Origin of the sequence: Ruegeria sp. EL01 (assembly GCF_900313035.1) — a bacterium.
Classification (GTDB): Bacteria; Pseudomonadota; Alphaproteobacteria; order Rhodobacterales; family Rhodobacteraceae; genus Ruegeria.
The window spans coordinates 1-17,882 of sequence record NZ_OMPS01000011.1 but is presented as its reverse complement, the minus strand read 5'-3'; the positions used below and the strand labels follow the sequence as shown (position 1 = coordinate 17,882).

Genomic DNA, 17,882 nt, shown 5'->3' with positions numbered 1-17,882 from the left:
CTTCATGCAATCGATGGGCCGCTGGTCTCGACGCCCATGGCTGAGAGAAGGTCTCTTGCGCCTTCGCGGGAGGTCAGAGTGCCGGCATCCTTGAGCGCTGCGAGCTTGGCGCGTGCAGCGGATTGATCGAGTTTCAATCGTTCCGGCATGATGGTGTCAGGATTTGCGATCTCCTCGTTCGTCATCTCGACGGATGAAGGTGCACCACTGGCCACGTTCTCATCGCGGAACTGCGCCAAGAGTGTGATGCGGGCCAAATCCTCACGCATCGCGGCCATTTCTTCTCGGGCTTCTGCCTGTGCATTCCGCAGGTCCTGGTTCTCAGATTCAACGCGGGCCACTTTTTCGGCCAGCGGATCAGGTGCAATCGATGGCACGTCTGGCGGTGCAATCTTCGCCCGTTCCAGAAAAACCTCTTCGGCGTAGTAGCGCAGCTTGTTGGCCTCAACGGGGGGATGGCCCGCGATTATGACCAGCGCCTTGGACTGATCCATCGCCAAAAGTTCTTGCGGCAGCATCAAAGAGCGTTTCTGTTCACTGGTGCTGACCGATACGTTTCCTTTCTGCGTCAGATATTTGGACCGGCTCTCACTGCGGCTTTCCATCGCTAATGTGCCGAACCGTTCCGAGAGGTTTCGGGCCTCTTTCAAGCTCTTGGGCGTGAACACGATCTCCACACCAGCGTTGTCCATATAGGCGGCCGCACCATCCACGCCGTAAATGTCGGACAGCTGGGCCGGGGTTTGGATGATGGTCAGAACCGTCAGGCCATAGCCGGCGAAATACCCGATCCCGCGTTTGAAGGCGGGCAGTTCACCAACAGAGGCGAACTCATCCATGCACAAGAGGACCTTGTGCTTCAGATCGGGGTTGTTCTCCGGCAATTCCTGCATGTTGGCGTCGACGCAGGTTTGAAAAAACAGGTTCATGAGGGGGCCGAGACGGCCAAGATTGTTAGGGGTGATGCCCACATAGATCGACATGCGCTTTTTGCGCAGGTCGGTGAAATCAAAGTCGGACGCCGATGTCGCCCGATCCAGCATTGGGTTTGCAAAAAGCCCGAGATTGGCCGTGATGGTGGATTTGACACTCTCAAAAGTGTTTTCCGATTTCGATATGAAATCAGTCAGAGCCGCTTCGGTTTGCCAGGACAGCGGCTTGCCATTGTCCTTGCGGTCCATGATCCGTTTCTTGAAGGTCTCGACCACATTGCCGGTGAGCGTGAGTTGGCGGAAGATCTCACCAAGGGTAAACGGCAGGTGCGGGGTTTCCGCGAGAAAGCCGCCAACGCCAACAAAGGCAGTTTGAGCCGCCCGGTCAAAGAACGGATCCTTGGATTGCACCGGGATGAAGAGATCGGCCAGGCGCTGCAAATCTTCGATCTGGAAATCACCGCCCCGTCGCACGGTAGACAGCGGATTCCAGCGATGGGTCTTGCCGCTCGGCTCCAGCGGATCGAACAGATACACATCCTGCCCGGAGTCCGCCCGAAACCCCGCGGTCAGGGTCCAGTTTTCCTTTTTGATATCGAGGATCACGGCGGAGCCGGGCCAGTTCAGCAGATTTGGCACCACGACGCCCACACCCTTGCCGGAACGGGTCGGCGCATAGAGGAACATATGCTCGGGTCCGCCATAAGTCAGCAGGGATTTTGATGTCAGGTTGCCGGTTGGCATCACCTTGACGGCACCACCCTCTTCGACAAGGCGACCCTTTTTGTCGACCGGTTTGCCGTAGTGCCGGGAAGGAAGAGAACCGGTGAAGCCCACGATCAACCCGTTTCTGGACCGTAGGCCAGCGTTCTTGATATCCCGTCCTGCGGCAAACCGCGCCTTGCCGTGCAGATCGGGCTTTGGCTTGTTCATCAAGAAGGCCGTGAGGATAAGTGCGGTCGGCGCCATCCCGGCAAAGCCGCCGAGCTTGATCCATTTTTCGGTCGCAGCGCCGCTGTAGTCTGAAAGGGCGATCCTCGGCCAGAGGAGCAGATCGGCAACGGGGTCGAACCGGAGATTCAACCCTTTGCTGAGCACAAACCCAGAAAGAAACAGGCCACTGCCCGCCGCCAGCAACCCGAAGAATGCGAGGAAAATCCCCTTTGCAGTTGGTGAGAGATCAGGCCACTTCTCCAGAATCATTGCCCTGTCTCTTTCTCTTCTCTGGCCTTTCCCTCTTCTCGGCCCAGCTTTCGCAAGGGATCAAAATAGATCTCCGTGATGCGAAACTTGCCCTCGCTGCGTTTGACCTGCACGACCACATCGACCATCTGAAACAGCATCTCTTTAATTTCCGAGCGCTTCAGATCGCGGCCGGCCTCGCTTTCCTTGACCAGCAACGCCAGTTGCTCGAAGGCCAGCATGGCGCTGTCGGCGTGGATCGTGGTGATCGAGCCCGAATGGCCGGTATTGACGTTGCGCAGATAGTAGAAGGCTGACGCGTCCCGCAGCTCCTGCAGGAAGATCCGGTCTGGTCGCATGCGCAACGCGCTTTCCAGCAGTTGCCGTGCCGAGACCTTCGCCTGCCCCTGGCCATCTTTGGAATAGATCAGGCGCACGTTGTTGGGCTGGGGAATAACCAGCTCCACCGTGTCTTCGATGGTCAGGATGCGCTCATGATCCGGGATTTCAGGGATCAAGGCCTTTGAAAACGTGGTCTTGCCAGAGCCGGTGGAGCCGGAAATCAGGATATTCTTCCTCTCTTTCACGGCCCGGCTCAAAAAACCCTTCCAGGATTGTGCTTCATAGAGATCAAGCAGATCCCGGTCCGCAGTAGACAGCGCGTCTGTCTCGGTTAGAATATCTTCAAACATGCCCGCCGCCTCATAATCGTCCAGCGTGAAACTGCGTTCTGAGGGTTTGCGGATTGTGATGCTGACCGTCCCGGCGGGAACGGCGGGCGGCAGGACGATCTGAATGCGCTCGCCGCCAGGAAGGGAGCCCGACAGGATCGGGCTGGTGGCGCTAATGCTTTGCTTGGTGAAGGTGGCCACCGTGGTGGCAAAGCTGGTCAGATGCTCAAAGCTGAGCGCATCGACCTGCTCAACATTCCAGCCGTCATAGGTTTCAATGAAGAGCTCTTTGGGGCGGTTGATGCAAAGCTCAATCACCTCCGGGCGCATCAGGTGAGGTTGCAACGGATTCAGAAATGACGCCAACCCCGCAGGGGCGAGCTGGGCTGCGTTTTGTGGAAATGTTCCATCAGCCATGCAGCATCACCTCGGTTTCAGACGATAGACGGAGGAGAAGTCGAGATCACGGGCCATCATGATGGCGACCTCCTCGCCCTGGTTCTTGGTCAGGACAACCGGTACGTTGATCGTGCTCTGCAGCTCGGTCTGCGCGAGGCTGCTAACACCGTTTGTGGTGTTCTCAATCGTGTCTGCGTTGCTGGCGCTTACGACAGCGGCAGCAAGTGCGTCATCGATCACGGACAACATGATCGTGCCACCAAACCTGGTCCAGAACTGTGTATCAATGTCACCGTCAAACCCGGCGCGGCCGAGGGCGTCGGTACCGGAAGAGTCCAGATTGACTGTGACAGCGTTTGGTGTCTCAGCCCGGCTCCAAACAACGAAGAGGCGCTTTTGCCCCCGTTGCAGTCCGCCACGATACTCGCCAACAACTGTGGTACCTTTTTCGAGCAGAATGACTGTACCTGTGGTCGAGCGGACATCGTCGGTTATGGTGCACCGTACGTCACCCGGCTGAGATGAGTTCATGGCTGTGTCCAGCGCGCAGGGAATGATCGTGCCCCGGGTGATTGTCAGATGCGGGTTTTCCAGAACCGATGCGAAGACTGTGTCCCGGCCTGTGCCTTGAAGGCTTGCGGCCAATCTGCTCGGACCTTGCCCGGATCCATTGTCCGGTGTTCCAAACAGGCTGCCGCCTTCGGTCTCTGCCGAGCCCGCCGCGGATCCGCTGCGCACTGTTCCCTCATAAGCCATGAGGGGCGCACGCTTTGAGCTCTCAAACAGGAGCTCCGCCTCGGACGGCTCGGCCGGAAGTTGGTCTTGTTCGATCCGTATCCGTTCAATCGGACCCAGAGGTTCAGAAGGGGTCTCAGGCTCAACCGCAGCAACGGCGTGCGCCTGGTCCTGCTCGATAATGTCTGCGGGTTGGAACTGACCACCGGAACGGATTTGCCTCGTGCTGGTAGAAACCTCTTCCACAGGTGCCTCCTCTTGGGAAGGCCATTGCAGATACGCGAGCAGGCCAAGAAACAGGAAGCCTGCAATCACACCAATTTTCTTGGCGATCTCGGTATTGCCGGATGTCCCCTTTACATCTGCAATGGGCGAGATGCCACGCACGCCGTCGATGTCCTGATCATCGGTGAGGGTTTCTGGTTCTTTTGCCATCAGTTGGACCCCCCGATGATTTCGCGTTCGACCTGGTGGCTGGTGGTGCCCGTGCTGATACTCGTATGGCCCTTGCCGACACCCATGTTGTAGATCGCGGTGATTTCTCTCCCGAGGCGCAGGCGGATTTCATGGGCAACGCCGTGCACGATCACCTCGTTACGGTGGACCGTTGTGTTTGCGAGCCGCTCTTCCCCGTCCGTTCCAACCAGAAAGACGGAGGGAAGCCGCGAACTGCGCTTGAAAGTCAGAACCGTCAGATCGCCGTTGTCGAACACGGTGGAGGGTTGCAGATTGCGAGATCCCGCCGCCAGATAGCGCCAGTTCTTGGTGCCAGAATGAGCAACAGAGGACGAGAGACGCGAGCGGGCAGCCTGTTCCTGAGCCGCTTGCCGTTCAGCGGCACGGGTGGCACGACGGGCTTCGGCCTCATCGCGGGGATAGCGAAACCGCACCTGAAAATAGACATCGCGGTTGTTGACCTGAATACCCCCTTCGCGCGTGATCAGCTCAAAAGAATAGGTCCGGGTTGTTCCGTCAGAACGGACCGTGGCGATTTGCAGGTTTGTCGGCGGATGAGGCTCGCGCGCCTTCAGATAGAGGATGTTGCTGCGTGGCTTGAACTCCCAGCCCACATTATCCCCGGCACCGACATCCAGAATTTCTTCCGATTGATCAAAGACGATCTGCACAGCCGTGCGGACGGTGCCAACCACGCGCACTACATCCCACTCGTTGTAATTGACCCAACGCACCCGACTGTCGGAGGTGCTTGGGGTCGGGACATCCAGTGCAAGGCTCGGTGTGGCGACCACAAAAAGGGCCGTAAACAGAAAAAAGAGCTTCCTCATTGCACCACCTCTGGATCGGCGCGATAGTCCGTAGACAGGAAGCCGAGCGGGTTCATCATTCGGTCTTGCGAGCTGATTTCTGCCTGACCGTCGAATGTGTAGGTGATGGTGGAGACCCACTGGCTGCGCCGCTGCGTGTCTTCATCCTCGTTCTTCGTGATCAGATAGAACCGCACCTGCGCCAACCCATCGTCGAGAAATGAGATCGACCGGATCTGTACTTCCGCCTTGGTTTTCTTGCCGTACACATATTGCGGGCTTTCCGGGTTCGACGCGTTGTAATGGGCAGAGAACTCGGCCTGTTCTTCGGGGCCGGACATGATCATGACCTGATCGAAGATCGCGCTGCGCGCGGCATAGGAATAGCCTTCTCGGGTACGCACATAAAGAGCCAGAAAATACTTGGCGACCGCCTCGTCATACTCTTCCTGTCCGTCTGTCAGCGCGGTCATGACCTCGGGCACGCCCGTTGCACTTTCAACCCGTATGACAAACGGCTCGACTGTTTTCAGCGGGGTAAGGGCGATGACAGCTGACGTGCTGGCAAGGGCCAGAATACTGGCGACGATTGCAATTGCCCAAGCGAGCTTCTTTGACCGGTCAGCCGCCAGCAAGCGGTCCTGATCGAACCGGCGGGCCTCGTCAAAATAGGCTTTCAGGTCTTTGTCAGTCTGGATCATTGCTGGCCCCGTTGCTCTTGACGCCGATCTCGGCCTGCTTTTGTTCAAGCGCCTCCTGGTAGTCCCATTGGGTGGCATTCAAAGGTCGCACCACCGACCCGCGCACGTCGGGCAAAGGTGTCGTTGTCGCGCATCCCGCTGCGACAGACCCGAGCAGGGCGAAGAGAGCCAGATTTTTCATATTGTGACCTTGCTGTTCGAATTGGAGCGTCTGACCTGTCAGCCGCTAGGTTCTGGTTGCGCTGCCGCCTCCACCGCCTGAGCCGGCTCTCGGAAGCCCGAGGTTTCGTTCGACGACACGCTGGAGCATGCCGGTTGAGGCCTGGGCACCGGCCGACAAACCAGCTGCGATGGAGGGGATGAGAAAGAAGAAGAAAATGGAACACAGAAGGCCGCTTACGTAGGCGCCCCAGGCGATTCCGATATCAAGCGCCGATGTCTGCGTATAAATGTTGCCCAGCAACGCGACGATGACGATGGTCAAAACAATGACCAGAAGCTTGACAAGCGTGAAGTTCAACACCTGTCCAAGCCACGCGAAAAACCAACCCCGCGTTGCGTCAAACAGAGCAAAGCATATGAATATCGGTCCAATGGCGGCGATGATCGACAGAGCGAAGGTGGTCAACAGGGCGACGACAAACGCGATGGCTGCGAATATGAAGGCGGTAAACAGAACGACGATGGAAATGAAACCGCCGACAATCACACCGGTCCAGCTCTCGCTCGCGTAGCGCTCCTGTATCTTGTCGGAAAACTCGTAGGCCTGAACCATGACAGAGTCGCCTGGAATGGTCCCAGCCCCGCCAGTCAAAGTGTTAATGAGCTCTGGAAGGTCGGTGTTTATGGTGTTGCCAATCCAGGTTGTGTAGTCGCCCGCTGACGAGACAAGCGTCCAGATGAACGCGAGCTTGAGGACACGCACTGCAAAGTCCAAAACGGGTTCCTGAATAGAACCCCGCATGATCGCGATGCCATAAAGGATGATGTAGAGCGTCATCGCGGCCGTAAGGGGTGCGGTCAGAGCCGACGACATGTTTCCCGCCAGCGCATCCGTCTGCGTTGTCAGGTTGTCGATGAAACTGTCGTAAAGGCTCTGCCACATGAGGGGTTCTAGCTCCCGTCGCCGTAGAGAGATTTCACGGCATCACTTCGGTTTTTCCTGTTTTCTTCGCGCGCGACAGTTTGAGCCGCAGCACTTGCGTTGCGGCAATTGGCATCGGAAATCGCATCGTCCATGACTTCACATTCCGCCATCATTTCCGCGCGCGCATCGGCGTTATCCAGGAAATATTGGACGGTGTGGTTCGGCTCTTCTTCCTTACAGGCCGAAAGCATCAGTGCGGCGGTAAGGACGCCGAGAGATTTGTGGGTGTACGTCACTTGTATAGCTCCTGCGCGGCACTCAGTGTTGCCGCTCGGTTTTGGGCAGAGATTTCGCGCTGCCGTTGGGTTTCGACTTCGGTCTGGGCCTGCTGTAGCATCGCCAATCCCTGAATGCGGTTGGTGTCGTTTTGCAGCATGGCCGATTCCACTTGCAGGCGGGCCTGCAGGGCGTCAATTTCTTTCTGAGTAGATGCACTCCCGATGGCCTGGCGCAACCGCTCCAGACCGGCGAGGCGGCCATCAGCAGAATTTACGATACGTTCGCCAACAGAGGCGTCGCGCGCCGATCTCGCACCGATGCGATCCAACTCCTGGCGGTAGAAATCCTCGGCGGAAACCTCGGATGCTGTTACCTTGGTATGATCCAGAAAGCCCTGGGCGCTGTCGGCAAGGTCGCCGAGTGCTGATATATCCACATCGAGCGAACTGGCGATCTGCATCGCCTCCGGACCGAGCAACTCGCGTACGTCGGGGTCATTCAGAGCGTTGGCAATGTCGGCCATATCGGTGAGGCCGTTGACGGCATCATAAAGCCGTTTGGCTTCGTCCAGCTCTTTGACCATCTGCGCGATTTCCTGTGCGAACTCTTGCTTGGCATTTGCAATGGAGGTCGCGTCGATCACCGGAACACCCTGCGCGAAGGCAGGTTGCGTAATCGACATTGCTGAAAGCAGGAGGACGGTTTTGATCTTCACGATAGGTCCTTTCGTCTGGCATGGAACAGCGGAAGCCAATGAGATGGATCGGGATGCTCGGCACGGATTTCATTCATCAAGGCAGTCTCTTCTTTGCGGCCCGAAAGAACCGCCAGCGCATCGTCCTGCCCAGCAAGATCAAGCTCGCAGACCACAGAGTTTCCGCCCTGCTTGATCAGGAATTGTCCCACATTGAGCTCGTTGCGGATGATCAGATATTCCCGACGAGAAAGACCGAACTCCCCGACCAGCTCCCGTTCGCTCGCCTTCTCATTCCGGAAGAAGATCTGCGTGGCGCATTGCTCGATCATCGTGCGTGCAATCGGACTTTTCAGAACGTCGGACGTGGACTGTGTTCCGGCGATGACGATGCCGTTTTCCTTGCGGATCACCTTGAGCTTGTCATTAACGAAGCCGACGAAGAACGCGTCGGCCAGAGCTTTCCAGACTTCGTCAATGAAAAGCGCTATACGCTGCCCGGTGATGAGCTGTTCCACCCGGTGCATCAGGTACATCATCAAGGGCGTTCGAATGTCTGGATCATCCAGAAAGGACGTCATATCAAAGCCAACAAGATCGGCATCAAACGCGATCTCATCGGCTTCGTTCTCAAAAACCCATGACAAGCGGCCCTCAGAACACCATTTCTCCAATCGGTTGCCGATGTCATCGGCCTCCCCTGACCCGAAGCCCAGCAACTCACGAAGTACAGAAACTGAGCGCTGCTCCTGCGCCACGTTTCTGAGGCCCGAAACGGCAGCTTCAATGCGGGCATTGTCCTGTGCCGTGAACGGATGCTGTGGGTCCGCCAGCATTGCTTTGATCAGGGCGATAAAGAAGGTTTCCGTCTCGGGCGTCATTTTCAGCGCCTTGAACGGTGCACAGCCTGTGGGTTTGCCGGTGTGCAAGGCCAGATAAGAACCCCCGCAGGCACGCACGAAGATCTCGCTGCCCCGGTCCTTGTCGAAGAGAACCCGCTTGACGTTGAGCTTTTCGAGCTGCGCCAGCGTGAAATTGAGAACGACCGTCTTACCCGAGCCGGAGGGCCCGTAAATGGCCGTATGTCCAAGATCAGCCACATGATAGTTGAGATAGTAGGGGCTATCGGCGCTGGTTTTCAGCTTGGCAATGGCCTTGCCCCAGTGGTTTCCATCCCGGTGCCCCGTGGGGTAATTGTGCAAGGGAGACAGGGCTGTGAAATTACGGCTGTTGATCGGCGCCGCGCGCAGCCGGTGTTTGTGATTACCGGGCAACTGCGTCCAAAACGCGCTCTCGGTTCCCAAATCCTCTCGCGCGACAATGGCACCGGAATTTGCCAGCAGTGTATTGGCTTCTGCCACGTTGCCCCGGATTGCATTCACGCTATCAGAAAAGACCAGCAGCGAGAGATTGTGCTCGCCCATGACAAATTTGCCCGCCATCAGGTGCTTGCGGCCATCTTTCAGATCATCGGCCTGCGAGACGCCATCGTCTTTTGCGTTCCGCATTTTGTTTTCTTTGGTCTTCATGCTCAGGATCGCATCGGCACGGGCGATGAAGCGGAAGGATTGACTCAGCACGAACCGAAACGGTGCTGTGAGAAGATCATCGAGCATGTTCGGGCGCGTAGGCGTTGGATATTCGTTGAAGCCGAACATTGCGCCAAAAGTAGTTTCCGCCGGATGTCGAATTTCCAGAGCGTCTTTTACGAATACGGCGCGGTCCGTATAGATTGCAGAGCCAATATCGCCGCTGACCATTGGCATAAGGCGATATTGGCCGGTAAGGAACATGCGCAGAACACTCACAGGCTCCGAGCAGAGCAAATCGCGGTCATTCCTGATCAGGCCGAGCCGTCGCGCGCCAAATCTCTTCAGGCTCTTGGCAAGCTGCGCGGCCTTATTGTCGAGTTGGTCCAAAAGATGCGCATCGGCTTCGATCTGGCTTTTGCGCGCCCGTTTGAGGCCCGTCGCAAGCTTTGATCCGGCCAACCCGCCCTGCTTTATGAATATGGTGAGGTAGATGTCGTTGCGATAAAGACGTTTGGCCTGGATTTGGTCGCGATAGATCCTGTCGAGCCAAGCAGCGAACCCGGACTGGAATTCACCAGCGGGGTAATCCTGGTCATCACTTCTGACAATATGGCTGTAGATCATCACGTTCTCATCCGCGATGTTGCGGATGCTGTGGTTCAGGTTGTCGTGAAGCGCGTTGATGCCGCTGATATCCGCCGTCCGGAATGAGGCCCCGTCGAGTTTGAGCATCTGAAACGCGCTTCTGTCCGTGGTGATGATCGTACGCTCATCCACATGGCGCACAAACGGAAGGTAATCATCGGGCGCGGTTTCCCGATTTAGCAGACGCTCAAACCCCATCAGTCGATTTCCCCGATGCAATATTTGCGTCGCAGGCGCATCGGCGAAGGGGAGGACCCGCGCCAGTAGCTTCGGTTTTTGGCTTTGCCTCCGGTGTTTATGAAGCGCGACAGGATGTGAAAAGCATTCTGGTCCCGCTTCACGATGATCCGGCAGATGGCCAGAAGAGGAAGCGCAATGACCAGATAGAAGATCGAATCCGCAATGATCATCACCAGGCCGCTGAAGATAAGCGAAATGGTAAAGGCCTCCACCGGCACGCCGAGGCCGGGCACCATGGCCGGGCGGGTCAGCGCCAGATAGAGCTTATCTTCGTTGAGTTGTTCCTCTTCCATGACCGTCACGCGATGATCAGATCAAGAAGTTCTACGGCCGAGAACGCGATCACGATCCCCATTGCCACACGCCCGGCCGTGCGCAGGTCGAAAATATTGAGCTGCCAGAGAATGCCGACACCGATGATGGCGATGATCGCAATCGGTCGACGCACGTCATTGAAGATATCGACGAGGTTGTTGAGAGAATCCACGACACCAGCGGCAGCCGGGCTGGGGAAGCCGATCAGGAACGCCATTGCGAAACACACAGGTATGGTCAGGGTCCGGCCAAGCGCGGAGGCAGATTTCATATGGGGTGTCCTTTTAATGGAATATCAGAGCGGAGGATGCGCTCCCGCCTGTAAACACGTCCCAGCCAGGTGCCGTGTCTGATGTGTTTGAGATGGATTGTGGTTGAGACGCTGCGGGCGCAGGCACATCATGTGCCATCACGCGCTCGACATAGCCGTTGGAAAACCCGCGCGTAAAGGTTCCGGTGTTATATGCGGAAAGCGCCTGATGCAGGGCGGTTTGCGGGTCTGACCCCTGGGCGCGCGCGCGATCATATCCGTCGCGCAAGACAACCTCTGCCGCTGTGAGGTTGGCGCAGGACTCAAACACTGTCTCAAGCGTCAGGTTCAGCCATTCCAGATTTGCGGAATTGATCTGGCCCAATCCCATATCAATCGAATGGCCCTGGTCGATCAGCTCGCGCGCGATCCGGGTGGCTTCATCTTTGGAGCCAGGATTGAAACTTTGATGCTTGGGGCCATTCACGCCTATGGCAAAGCGATTGAAGCCGCTCTCCGCGCCCACCAGTTTTTCCATGATCTCAGGGTCAACCGAGGGCGCACAGTTCTCCGCCAGAATGCCGAATGCATGGGAAGAAATGGCCTCGGCTTGAGAAGGCGAGCCGCTTAGGGATAGTAATGTGATTGCAAAGATAGAAATGATACGATGGGACGCAAGCAGGCGCAGGTCATCAGCTTTCGACTGACTGTGTTGCCGTTTTTGTTCCGCAATGATCTTCACTTTGCGTCCACTTCACACATCGGCCTGCGGTTCTGGGAATTGCTATGGGATCGATGCCATGCTCCGCGCCAAAGGACATTAACCCGGTGACGGACTTGAAGACTTTTGGCTCCTGTGTTCGGCTGACGCCCAGTGCAATGCGGTGGAAGGCTGCGCCGTTCTTGATCTGAACGTAAACCTTCCATTCACCCTGCCACAGGTTGCCAACTTTTTCAGCGTCTTTGACGCATTCGATCTCTACGGTGCCCCCAGCAGCCATTGCCTTTCTGAATCCAGCCAACATCAGGACTGGTTGAATTTCGATCATGCTATTGCTCCAGTATCCTGCCGGTAGTCATACCAGCTTTCTGTGGTCAATAACTCATTCCTACCTTTGCGAACACTGATTTGCTGCCGTAGTTGTGTAGTGACTACAAAACACAACTATTGCAGTCAAGCACCTAAATGTTATACCAAAAATTAATTCATGCGTCAGGGATTCTGCTCTGACCGCAATTCGGAGTGTTTTTCATGAAACTATGCCTCACCCGCGCTCTTTTGGTGGCTTCAGCGGCCATCTCGATGTCTGTCTTTTCTGCGCAGCGCGTCGTCGCTTACCCGGTGGATTGCGCCATTCTCATCTGCTTGTCCGGTGGTTGGCCAGCATCGGCTGAATGCGCGCACGCCCGTGCTGTATTCATCAGGCGCATTACGCCCTGGCCGATCGAGCCGCCACTGCAAATCTGGAACTGTCCCATGGGGGCTGCGATGAATACAAATACAGTCACCGACGCACCACGACGGCAGATCGCATCTGACCTAGCAACTCCGACTTTCGGGCAGAGTTCTGCTGGTCATGCGTCCGGGATGGCCTCTCTGCTCCCAGCCTCATTCTCTGATAGTCAAAACGAAGCACCACCAGTAATTCGTCAGCTGGCTCAGGACATCTCCGACGCGAACGGATCCGCCGACATCGATATTTCCGGACCCGAGTTTGACTATGTCCGGTCAATCAAGGTTTGGAACGTGATGTCCTATAGCCATCGTAAAGCTGGGCGCAGCGAAGAATGCCGAGAGGCTGCAAATATCACGCTTGGAACCTATGGCATGCAAGGCGACTTCCATTGGGAGCGGGTCTCACCTGCGCCTGTTCCGCGGTGGGTGATCCCGTCGCGAACGTGCACCCCGGCAAGCTCGACGCGTGCGGTTGGGATTGAATGGACAGATTATGCAGGTAATCACGGGTTTGAGGTGGTGAACTACTGACCGCTACCACTGGTAGTCGGCAAGACGACGACCACCAGAATTGGCGATCAGACCGAATCCCCATACCATGTGCACAGAATCATGAAGTCATAGAGGAGACGACACAAACCCCCAAAATAGAAACCCCCGCAAGGCGGAGACCTTAACGGGGGGGTATCAAAACCAAGGACGCCAATCCTCAGTGAGCACTCAAATATTTCAGCTCCGGTTTTAACACCCCTCTCTCAGGACAGGCAAGAAAAAACGCCTTTGCGCGGACAAGAAAAGTTTGCCTGATGTCTGCGTTTTGCTCAATCGAGCAGGCAATGAAAGATGATGCAAAATCATGCACGATGCGCTGAAAGCGCTTCATTTAAAACCTATCCCGTGTTGCGACCGGGGCTTTACAGAAGCCATGTTGAAGGCCTTCTGACAGATGTCAGTCGCTATATCGGCATGTCAGATGCGCTCTTGCGCGCTACATTGACCATGATCCGCTACACGCGACCGGATGACTGGACAAATCCAGACGTCGAGCCGATCTGCAGCAAGATGCAGGCCGATCTCGCGATTGCGCTTGGAAAAACCGACCGGGCCGTTCGCAACGACGAGCATGCACTTGAGCGGATCTTTGGGTTCATCAAAAAAGAAGTCTCGGCCAATGGCAGCCGACGCAGTGATGGCAATGGCTATCGTCAGGGGCTTAGTTTCTCTCCCCTCATCGAGATGATTGAAGATCTGCAAGCGCTACGCGACCAGGCCCGATATGAGGAGCAACACCGCAAAACGCTGCGCATAAAGTGCAGCGCACTGCGGCGTCTGGTCAAAAACGGATTGATGGAATTGCACCCAAATAACCCCGATCATGAAGGGCTGTGCCGTGTCAGGGACATGTTTCTCAGCTGGGCGCCGCGTTACTCAGCTTATAGGACGATTGAGGCGCTCGAAGAGCATTATGAAGAGGCATCGCAAGCCTCAATTGATGTGGATGATATCCGTCAATTGTGCATAGATTCTTCCGGTCGGGCGGAACCAAACTTCCGCCGATATATACACGATACAACTGAAAATACTTCTGTAACCTGTAACGCAAGCGTGGACAAACGGCCCGGGGACAAATCCCCGGACAGTGTTCAAATTGGTTCGCCGCCTGACGGCGGCGAACATTGCTTAGAAAATAAACATGGCGAGGCTGATGGTTCGCGCAACCTTAAAATCATGGAAAACATGACCCTTGAGCGGCTTTTCGATTTGGCTTCTTTCGATCTTCAGGCGCATGTGGCTTTCTGCAGGGGGGATCGAGGTCATTTACGCGAAATTGATTTCATCCATGGGGCGCATGGAGTGTTGCATCCGCTGGGTATCAACGAGTCTGCCTACCACACAGCCATAAGCGAGATGGGCCAGTATCTTACTACGCTCTGTCTGTTGGTGATTGATGCAAACCGGGATCATCCTGTTACCCCGGTTCGCAATCCCGGTGGATTGCTGCGCGCAATGACCCGAAAACACGCCTCGGGCCAGTTGAACATAGCCGGCAGCCTGATTGGGTTGTCGGAGCGCCGAAAACAGGAAGAAGGCCTGGAAAGGGAAGTTGGCGCAAATATTGAAAAAGTAATGCAGTGATGGTATATGTAATGCGTTACCTATTTTTGGAATGAGGCCCCAATGCAAGAATCCACGATCACAGTCAAAGGCCAGACCACCTTGCCGAAGGATGTCCGCGGCGCGTTGAACCTCTCACCGGGTGATCGGATCAGATATGTTCTTCTGGATGGTGGTGAGGTCCGGATCCTTCGGGTCGGCTCCGCGCGGCGGCTCAAGGGGCTTCTGTCTGGTGTGTATCCCTCTCCAGTCAGCCTTGAACAGATGGAAGAAGCCATCGCCGGAGGTGCCTCGGAATGATTGCACTCGATACCAACGTTCTTGTGCGTTTTCTGGTGCAGGATGATGCCGCTCAAGGCCAGGCGGCGGCCGACCTCGTTGGCGGGCTGACAGAACAGGAGCCGGGCTATATCTGCCGAGAGGTGATTATCGAACTGATATGGGTTCTGGAGCGCGCCTACAAGATGACCCGTGCGCAGATCATCCCCGCCATCGAGGGGTTGCTCGCATCTCGGGAGCTGGTCGTGGAGCACGCCGGTCGCGTTGGTTTGGCGCTGTCACGATACGTTGCAGGAGGCGCGGGGTTCTCGGATCAGATGATCCGACTGGCTGCGGAAGACGCCGGGTGCGAATATCTCGTTACTTTCGACAGAGCGCTGGCGCGGGAGCAAACTGTTCAATTGCTGAAGGCCTGACTGTGCCTTGATTCCTAACAACTTTTTCCGCTAATATCCTTCTATCGCGGGTGCATCCGTGGGGTGAAGTCAGCGAGCCCTGGAAAATTCGAAGTCTAGCGGCCACTCGGTACGCTAAAGGATGCTTCACGTCCGGTCGTTTCTTGGCTGGGGATCTCGCTGACATCCGGCTTGTTCCGGTTCCCTTGTCTCTTTGAGGATCTGCGGCCGTGAGTGAGCGACCAGAAAAAGAAATCAAGCAATTGGGTAGGTGTCTGAAACTGATCCGGCTGCAGCACAAGCGAACGCAAGCTGATCTGGCAAATATCCTCTCAATCTCACCCCAGCAAATCCAGAAATATGAACTGGGCCAGAACCGGTTACCAGCTGACGCCATTCTCAGGCTTGCGATTGAGTTACAGACACCAGTTGAATCCTTTTTCCCATCAGGCATTTCAGACCGCATATTTGACAATCAATACCCCGCTGGTGATCGCGCCCTTCTTATGCAGATTGGGGTTCTTGACGCTAAGAAGCGTGCGCTGGTCAAGGAACTGGTTTCTCAACTTGGTGGCGTGGAGCCTACCGCGCAATCTTATGTGTAAATTCTTGATGTATCAGGTCATTGAACCGTTGAAGTCTTGCCCCAACTTGCGCTGTCCAAGGAGATTCAAGCAGAATTCTGCTTAAATCTGACTAAATCACTAATGTTTGACACGCATGGCGCTATTTGGCGTCGCGGAGCACACCACAAACGTGCTAGCAGCCGGTAACGCGTATAGGCCTTATCAGTGGAAAGGAGATGTCATGCAAACAGGTGCCATCTCAGAATATTTTGTAGAGAATTGTGAGCGGTTTCAACTGTCGAATTGTGACAGTGCATTCCTGTCGGAATTGGCCGAAAAGTTCGGCTTTTCGAACATCACCTATTTCTTCCTGAGCAATAAGACTGTTACGGGCAGCCCGGGCAGGCTTCTGACAACCTATGCAGAGGACTGGCAAAGCCACTACTTCTCTATGAATTACGACGAGATCGATCCGATCGTATGGGCGGGAATGAGAAGTTTCTTACCCATCAACTGGGCGATGGTACCAAGGCCAACAAAAAAGGCGCAGAAGTTCTTTGGCGAAGCGATGGAGTTCGGCATATCGGATCAGGGCGTGACGATTCCAGTACGTGGTGCCAGCGGGGAAACGGCATTGGTTTCTCTGAGTCCCGAAGTGGGTCAGTCGGATTGGTCCGCCTATTTAAAGGACGCAAAATCTGACGTCATCTATTTTGCGTATTTGCTTCACAAGGCAGTTCTCAACACAACGTCACAACCAAGAGCATTTGAAACAGCCCACCTGACGGAACGCGAAAAAGATGCACTCCAATGTGCCGCGTTGGGCAAAACCTCTAAAGACACGGCAGTTGTATTGGAGATCTCGGAGCGCACGGTTGAAGCATATCTCGCGAATGCTGCTGCAAAACTCCAAGCCTGCACCAAAACTCAGGCTGTGGCGCGGGCGATTTCGGCAGGTTACATCCAGCCGGATCCCTTCATTCAAGTATTAGACCCATCGCTGAAAAAGGTACTCAACTAGAGCTCCGTAATTTTACGGTGGTGCGACAGCTATTTGCCTGAGTCATCGTCCCCACAAAGAAGAATTTTGTGGAGAGAGTGATGATTCTGACCGCCTTTGAAGCCGTTCATGATACCTATGCGGATATTTTTGAACAGATGTATCGCCTACGGGCGAGACAATTCAGCGAGCGTCGTGGCTGGCGCGTGACGGTTGAAAACGGGTTGGAAAAAGACCGCTTTGATGAAATGAACCCACTCTATATCTGTGTAGTCTCCGAAGCGCGGCAGCTTCTGGCTTCTCTCCGTCTGCTGCCAACCACAGGGCCGCATATGTTGTCCGACGTTTTTCCGGAAGTAATGGGCGAAGCAGGTATCGTACGACATCCGCTTATTCTCGAGAGTTCGCGTTTCTGTGTGGATACCAAGGCTGCCACCGAGTTTGGACCCGAAGGCATTAAACTAGTGACGCGCGAGTTGCTCTTTGGGTTGTTTTCGACGGCACAGGCAGCTGGGATGAAGAATATTATCGCGGTCTATGATGTCTTCGTAGAGCGTATCTTGCGGCAGGCGGGATGCGACTTTGATCGGTTGGGCCCGGTCGTGAATTATAATGATTTGAAGACAGTTGGTGGGCTGTTTAAAGTGACCAATGCGGTGGTTGAGAACGTTTGTGAAGCAGTCTGATTATTGACGAATGGCTTTGTTGCACAAATCGGGGTCTGAACGCACTTCCCCTTTCCGCGGACAGACTCATCCTACGGGCTCTGTGATGGGTATGCCAAGAGCGGTGTAGCGGTTGAGCACCGCGATCCGGATCTGTAGCTCAGCGACCTGCCGGTCGAAGTCTCGGGCCATGAGGCCTTGGCCCAGGAGTTTGAGGCAGTGCATCTTCGTCTCTGCGCGACTTCGGCGGTGATAGCCGGTCAACTTTCGCCAGAGTGCCCGTCCAAGATATTTGGACGCCCTGACAGCTTCGTTTCGGGCGATAGCTCCTGCCGTGGTTGGCTTCCAAAGTTGGGCATTCTTGCGTGGCGGGATGATGGCGGCGGCTCCGCGAGCGGCAATCACATTGTGGCAGCTGCGCGTGTCGTAGGCCCCATCAGCGGTGACCGTGGCAATCTCTTGGTCGGGCGGGATTTGGT

The 17,882-nt window shown here is 55.6% G+C and carries 23 protein-coding genes; 7 read left to right on the top strand and 16 right to left on the bottom strand.

Annotation, left to right across the window (positions count from 1 at the left end):
* Window positions 1–2 precede the first annotated feature (2 nt).
* Genes D9K61_RS07010 through D9K61_RS06945 form a run of 14 tightly spaced genes read right to left on the bottom strand, consistent with a single transcriptional unit; the run spans window position 3 to window position 11,976 of the window.
* A complete protein-coding gene (locus tag D9K61_RS07010) occupies window positions 3–2,135 on the bottom strand; it encodes a type IV secretory system conjugative DNA transfer family protein (protein WP_120632547.1) in 2,133 nt (710 codons plus the stop codon).
* Window positions 2,132–3,202, bottom strand: coding sequence for a P-type DNA transfer ATPase VirB11 (gene virB11 / locus D9K61_RS07005; RefSeq protein ID WP_120632546.1), 1,071 nt, complete (start codon window positions 3,200–3,202; stop codon window positions 2,132–2,134). The genes D9K61_RS07010 and virB11 overlap by 4 nt, the downstream gene beginning before the upstream one ends.
* Before the next feature lie 6 nt (window positions 3,203–3,208).
* Window positions 3,209–4,354: a type IV secretion system protein VirB10 gene (gene virB10, locus D9K61_RS07000; RefSeq protein ID WP_120632545.1), complete on the bottom strand. Its 1,146-nt coding sequence runs from the start codon at window positions 4,352–4,354 to the stop codon at window positions 3,209–3,211.
* Window positions 4,354–5,205, bottom strand: coding sequence for a TrbG/VirB9 family P-type conjugative transfer protein (locus D9K61_RS06995; protein WP_120632544.1), 852 nt, complete (start codon window positions 5,203–5,205; stop codon window positions 4,354–4,356). Before D9K61_RS06995 ends, virB10 begins: the two co-directional genes overlap by 1 nt.
* Window positions 5,202–5,885 carry a virB8 family protein gene (locus D9K61_RS06990; protein WP_120632543.1) on the bottom strand — a complete coding sequence of 228 codons (684 nt, stop codon included), beginning with the start codon at window positions 5,883–5,885 and terminating at the stop codon, window positions 5,202–5,204. Before D9K61_RS06990 ends, D9K61_RS06995 begins: the two co-directional genes overlap by 4 nt.
* Window positions 5,872–6,066 (bottom strand): hypothetical protein, encoded by a 195-nt coding sequence (locus D9K61_RS06985; RefSeq protein WP_120632542.1) that lies wholly within the window; start codon window positions 6,064–6,066, stop codon window positions 5,872–5,874. The genes D9K61_RS06990 and D9K61_RS06985 overlap by 14 nt, the downstream gene beginning before the upstream one ends.
* A gap of 45 nt (window positions 6,067–6,111) precedes the next feature.
* Window positions 6,112–6,990, bottom strand: a complete 879-nt coding sequence (locus D9K61_RS06980; protein ID WP_120632541.1) for a type IV secretion system protein — start codon at window positions 6,988–6,990, stop codon at window positions 6,112–6,114.
* 8 nt (window positions 6,991–6,998) lie between these two features.
* Complete coding sequence (locus D9K61_RS06975; protein WP_216825762.1) at window positions 6,999–7,268, bottom strand: EexN family lipoprotein; 270 nt, start codon at window positions 7,266–7,268, stop codon at window positions 6,999–7,001.
* Window positions 7,265–7,966 carry a type IV secretion system protein gene (locus D9K61_RS06970; protein ID WP_120632539.1) on the bottom strand — a complete coding sequence of 234 codons (702 nt, stop codon included), beginning with the start codon at window positions 7,964–7,966 and terminating at the stop codon, window positions 7,265–7,267. The genes D9K61_RS06975 and D9K61_RS06970 overlap by 4 nt, the downstream gene beginning before the upstream one ends.
* The gene (locus D9K61_RS06965; protein WP_120632538.1) at window positions 7,963–10,320 is read right to left on the bottom strand and encodes a VirB4 family type IV secretion/conjugal transfer ATPase; all 2,358 of its coding nucleotides are present in this window, start codon (window positions 10,318–10,320) and stop codon (window positions 7,963–7,965) included. Before D9K61_RS06965 ends, D9K61_RS06970 begins: the two co-directional genes overlap by 4 nt.
* Complete coding sequence (locus tag D9K61_RS06960) at window positions 10,320–10,655, bottom strand: type IV secretion system protein VirB3 (protein ID WP_120632537.1); 336 nt, start codon at window positions 10,653–10,655, stop codon at window positions 10,320–10,322. Before D9K61_RS06960 ends, D9K61_RS06965 begins: the two co-directional genes overlap by 1 nt.
* Window positions 10,656–10,660: 5 nt before the next feature.
* Window positions 10,661–10,948 (bottom strand): TrbC/VirB2 family protein, encoded by a 288-nt coding sequence (locus tag D9K61_RS06955; RefSeq protein ID WP_120632536.1) that lies wholly within the window; start codon window positions 10,946–10,948, stop codon window positions 10,661–10,663.
* Between the two features lie 13 nt (window positions 10,949–10,961).
* On the bottom strand, window positions 10,962–11,669 hold the full coding sequence (locus D9K61_RS06950) for a lytic transglycosylase domain-containing protein (protein ID WP_254055703.1): 708 nt from the start codon (window positions 11,667–11,669) through the stop codon (window positions 10,962–10,964).
* Complete coding sequence (locus D9K61_RS06945; RefSeq protein WP_120632535.1) at window positions 11,620–11,976, bottom strand: hypothetical protein; 357 nt, start codon at window positions 11,974–11,976, stop codon at window positions 11,620–11,622. The genes D9K61_RS06950 and D9K61_RS06945 overlap by 50 nt, the downstream gene beginning before the upstream one ends.
* Before the next feature lie 203 nt (window positions 11,977–12,179).
* Here D9K61_RS06945 and D9K61_RS06940 point away from each other — a divergent pair, with 203 nt between their 5' ends.
* Window positions 12,180–12,914, top strand: a complete 735-nt coding sequence (locus D9K61_RS06940; RefSeq protein ID WP_120632534.1) for a hypothetical protein — start codon at window positions 12,180–12,182, stop codon at window positions 12,912–12,914.
* 178 nt (window positions 12,915–13,092) lie between these two features.
* On the opposite strand, the gene D9K61_RS26890 is transcribed toward D9K61_RS06940, so the two are convergent.
* Window positions 13,093–13,266, bottom strand: coding sequence for a hypothetical protein (locus tag D9K61_RS26890; RefSeq protein ID WP_162946782.1), 174 nt, complete (start codon window positions 13,264–13,266; stop codon window positions 13,093–13,095).
* Between D9K61_RS26890 and repC the strand changes: the two genes are divergently transcribed.
* The 6 genes from repC (at window position 13,227) to D9K61_RS06910 (ending at window position 17,424) form a co-directional block, all read left to right on the top strand.
* Window positions 13,227–14,519: a replication initiation protein RepC gene (gene repC, locus D9K61_RS06935; protein ID WP_120632533.1), complete on the top strand. Its 1,293-nt coding sequence runs from the start codon at window positions 13,227–13,229 to the stop codon at window positions 14,517–14,519. The genes D9K61_RS26890 and repC overlap by 40 nt on opposite strands.
* Before the next feature lie 42 nt (window positions 14,520–14,561).
* Window positions 14,562–14,798 carry a type II toxin-antitoxin system PrlF family antitoxin gene (locus tag D9K61_RS06930; protein ID WP_120632532.1) on the top strand — a complete coding sequence of 79 codons (237 nt, stop codon included), beginning with the start codon at window positions 14,562–14,564 and terminating at the stop codon, window positions 14,796–14,798.
* Window positions 14,795–15,193 (top strand): PIN domain-containing protein, encoded by a 399-nt coding sequence (locus D9K61_RS06925; protein ID WP_120632531.1) that lies wholly within the window; start codon window positions 14,795–14,797, stop codon window positions 15,191–15,193. The genes D9K61_RS06930 and D9K61_RS06925 overlap by 4 nt, the downstream gene beginning before the upstream one ends.
* 209 nt (window positions 15,194–15,402) lie before the next feature.
* Window positions 15,403–15,777 (top strand): helix-turn-helix domain-containing protein, encoded by a 375-nt coding sequence (locus D9K61_RS06920; RefSeq protein ID WP_120632530.1) that lies wholly within the window; start codon window positions 15,403–15,405, stop codon window positions 15,775–15,777.
* Between the two features lie 202 nt (window positions 15,778–15,979).
* Entirely contained in the window at window positions 15,980–16,759 is a 780-nt protein-coding gene (locus tag D9K61_RS06915) for a LuxR family transcriptional regulator (protein WP_162946784.1), read from the top strand.
* 80 nt (window positions 16,760–16,839) lie between these two features.
* Window positions 16,840–17,424: an acyl-homoserine-lactone synthase gene (locus tag D9K61_RS06910; protein ID WP_120632528.1), complete on the top strand. Its 585-nt coding sequence runs from the start codon at window positions 16,840–16,842 to the stop codon at window positions 17,422–17,424.
* A gap of 66 nt (window positions 17,425–17,490) precedes the next feature.
* Here D9K61_RS06910 and D9K61_RS06905 read toward each other — a convergent pair.
* The coding region (locus D9K61_RS06905; RefSeq protein WP_162946783.1) for a transposase at window positions 17,491–17,882 on the bottom strand (392 nt) is incomplete at its 5' end.

Bases quoted from the DNA above. Each gene is read 5' to 3' on its own strand.
- D9K61_RS07010 (WP_120632547.1), bottom strand. From the start codon at position 2,135: ATGATTCTGGAGAAGTGGCCTGATCTCTCACCAACTGCAAAGGGGATT.
- virB11 (WP_120632546.1), bottom strand. From the start codon at position 3,202: ATGGCTGATGGAACATTTCCACAAAACGCAGCCCAGCTCGCCCCTGCG.
- virB10 (WP_120632545.1), bottom strand. From the start codon at position 4,354: ATGGCAAAAGAACCAGAAACCCTCACCGATGATCAGGACATCGACGGC.
- D9K61_RS06995 (WP_120632544.1), bottom strand. From the start codon at position 5,205: ATGAGGAAGCTCTTTTTTCTGTTTACGGCCCTTTTTGTGGTCGCCACA.
- D9K61_RS06990 (WP_120632543.1), bottom strand. From the start codon at position 5,885: ATGATCCAGACTGACAAAGACCTGAAAGCCTATTTTGACGAGGCCCGC.
- D9K61_RS06985 (WP_120632542.1), bottom strand. From the start codon at position 6,066: ATGAAAAATCTGGCTCTCTTCGCCCTGCTCGGGTCTGTCGCAGCGGGA.
- D9K61_RS06980 (WP_120632541.1), bottom strand. From the start codon at position 6,990: ATGTGGCAGAGCCTTTACGACAGTTTCATCGACAACCTGACAACGCAG.
- D9K61_RS06965 (WP_120632538.1), bottom strand. From the start codon at position 10,320: ATGGGGTTTGAGCGTCTGCTAAATCGGGAAACCGCGCCCGATGATTAC.
- D9K61_RS06960 (WP_120632537.1), bottom strand. From the start codon at position 10,655: ATGGAAGAGGAACAACTCAACGAAGATAAGCTCTATCTGGCGCTGACC.
- D9K61_RS06955 (WP_120632536.1), bottom strand. From the start codon at position 10,948: ATGAAATCTGCCTCCGCGCTTGGCCGGACCCTGACCATACCTGTGTGT.
- D9K61_RS06945 (WP_120632535.1), bottom strand. From the start codon at position 11,976: ATGATCGAAATTCAACCAGTCCTGATGTTGGCTGGATTCAGAAAGGCA.
- D9K61_RS06940 (WP_120632534.1), top strand. From the start codon at position 12,180: ATGAAACTATGCCTCACCCGCGCTCTTTTGGTGGCTTCAGCGGCCATC.
- repC (WP_120632533.1), top strand. From the start codon at position 13,227: ATGATGCAAAATCATGCACGATGCGCTGAAAGCGCTTCATTTAAAACC.
- D9K61_RS26890 (WP_162946782.1), bottom strand. From the start codon at position 13,266: ATGAAGCGCTTTCAGCGCATCGTGCATGATTTTGCATCATCTTTCATT.
- D9K61_RS06930 (WP_120632532.1), top strand. From the start codon at position 14,562: ATGCAAGAATCCACGATCACAGTCAAAGGCCAGACCACCTTGCCGAAG.
- D9K61_RS06925 (WP_120632531.1), top strand. From the start codon at position 14,795: ATGATTGCACTCGATACCAACGTTCTTGTGCGTTTTCTGGTGCAGGAT.
- D9K61_RS06915 (WP_162946784.1), top strand. From the start codon at position 15,980: ATGCAAACAGGTGCCATCTCAGAATATTTTGTAGAGAATTGTGAGCGG.
- D9K61_RS06910 (WP_120632528.1), top strand. From the start codon at position 16,840: ATGATTCTGACCGCCTTTGAAGCCGTTCATGATACCTATGCGGATATT.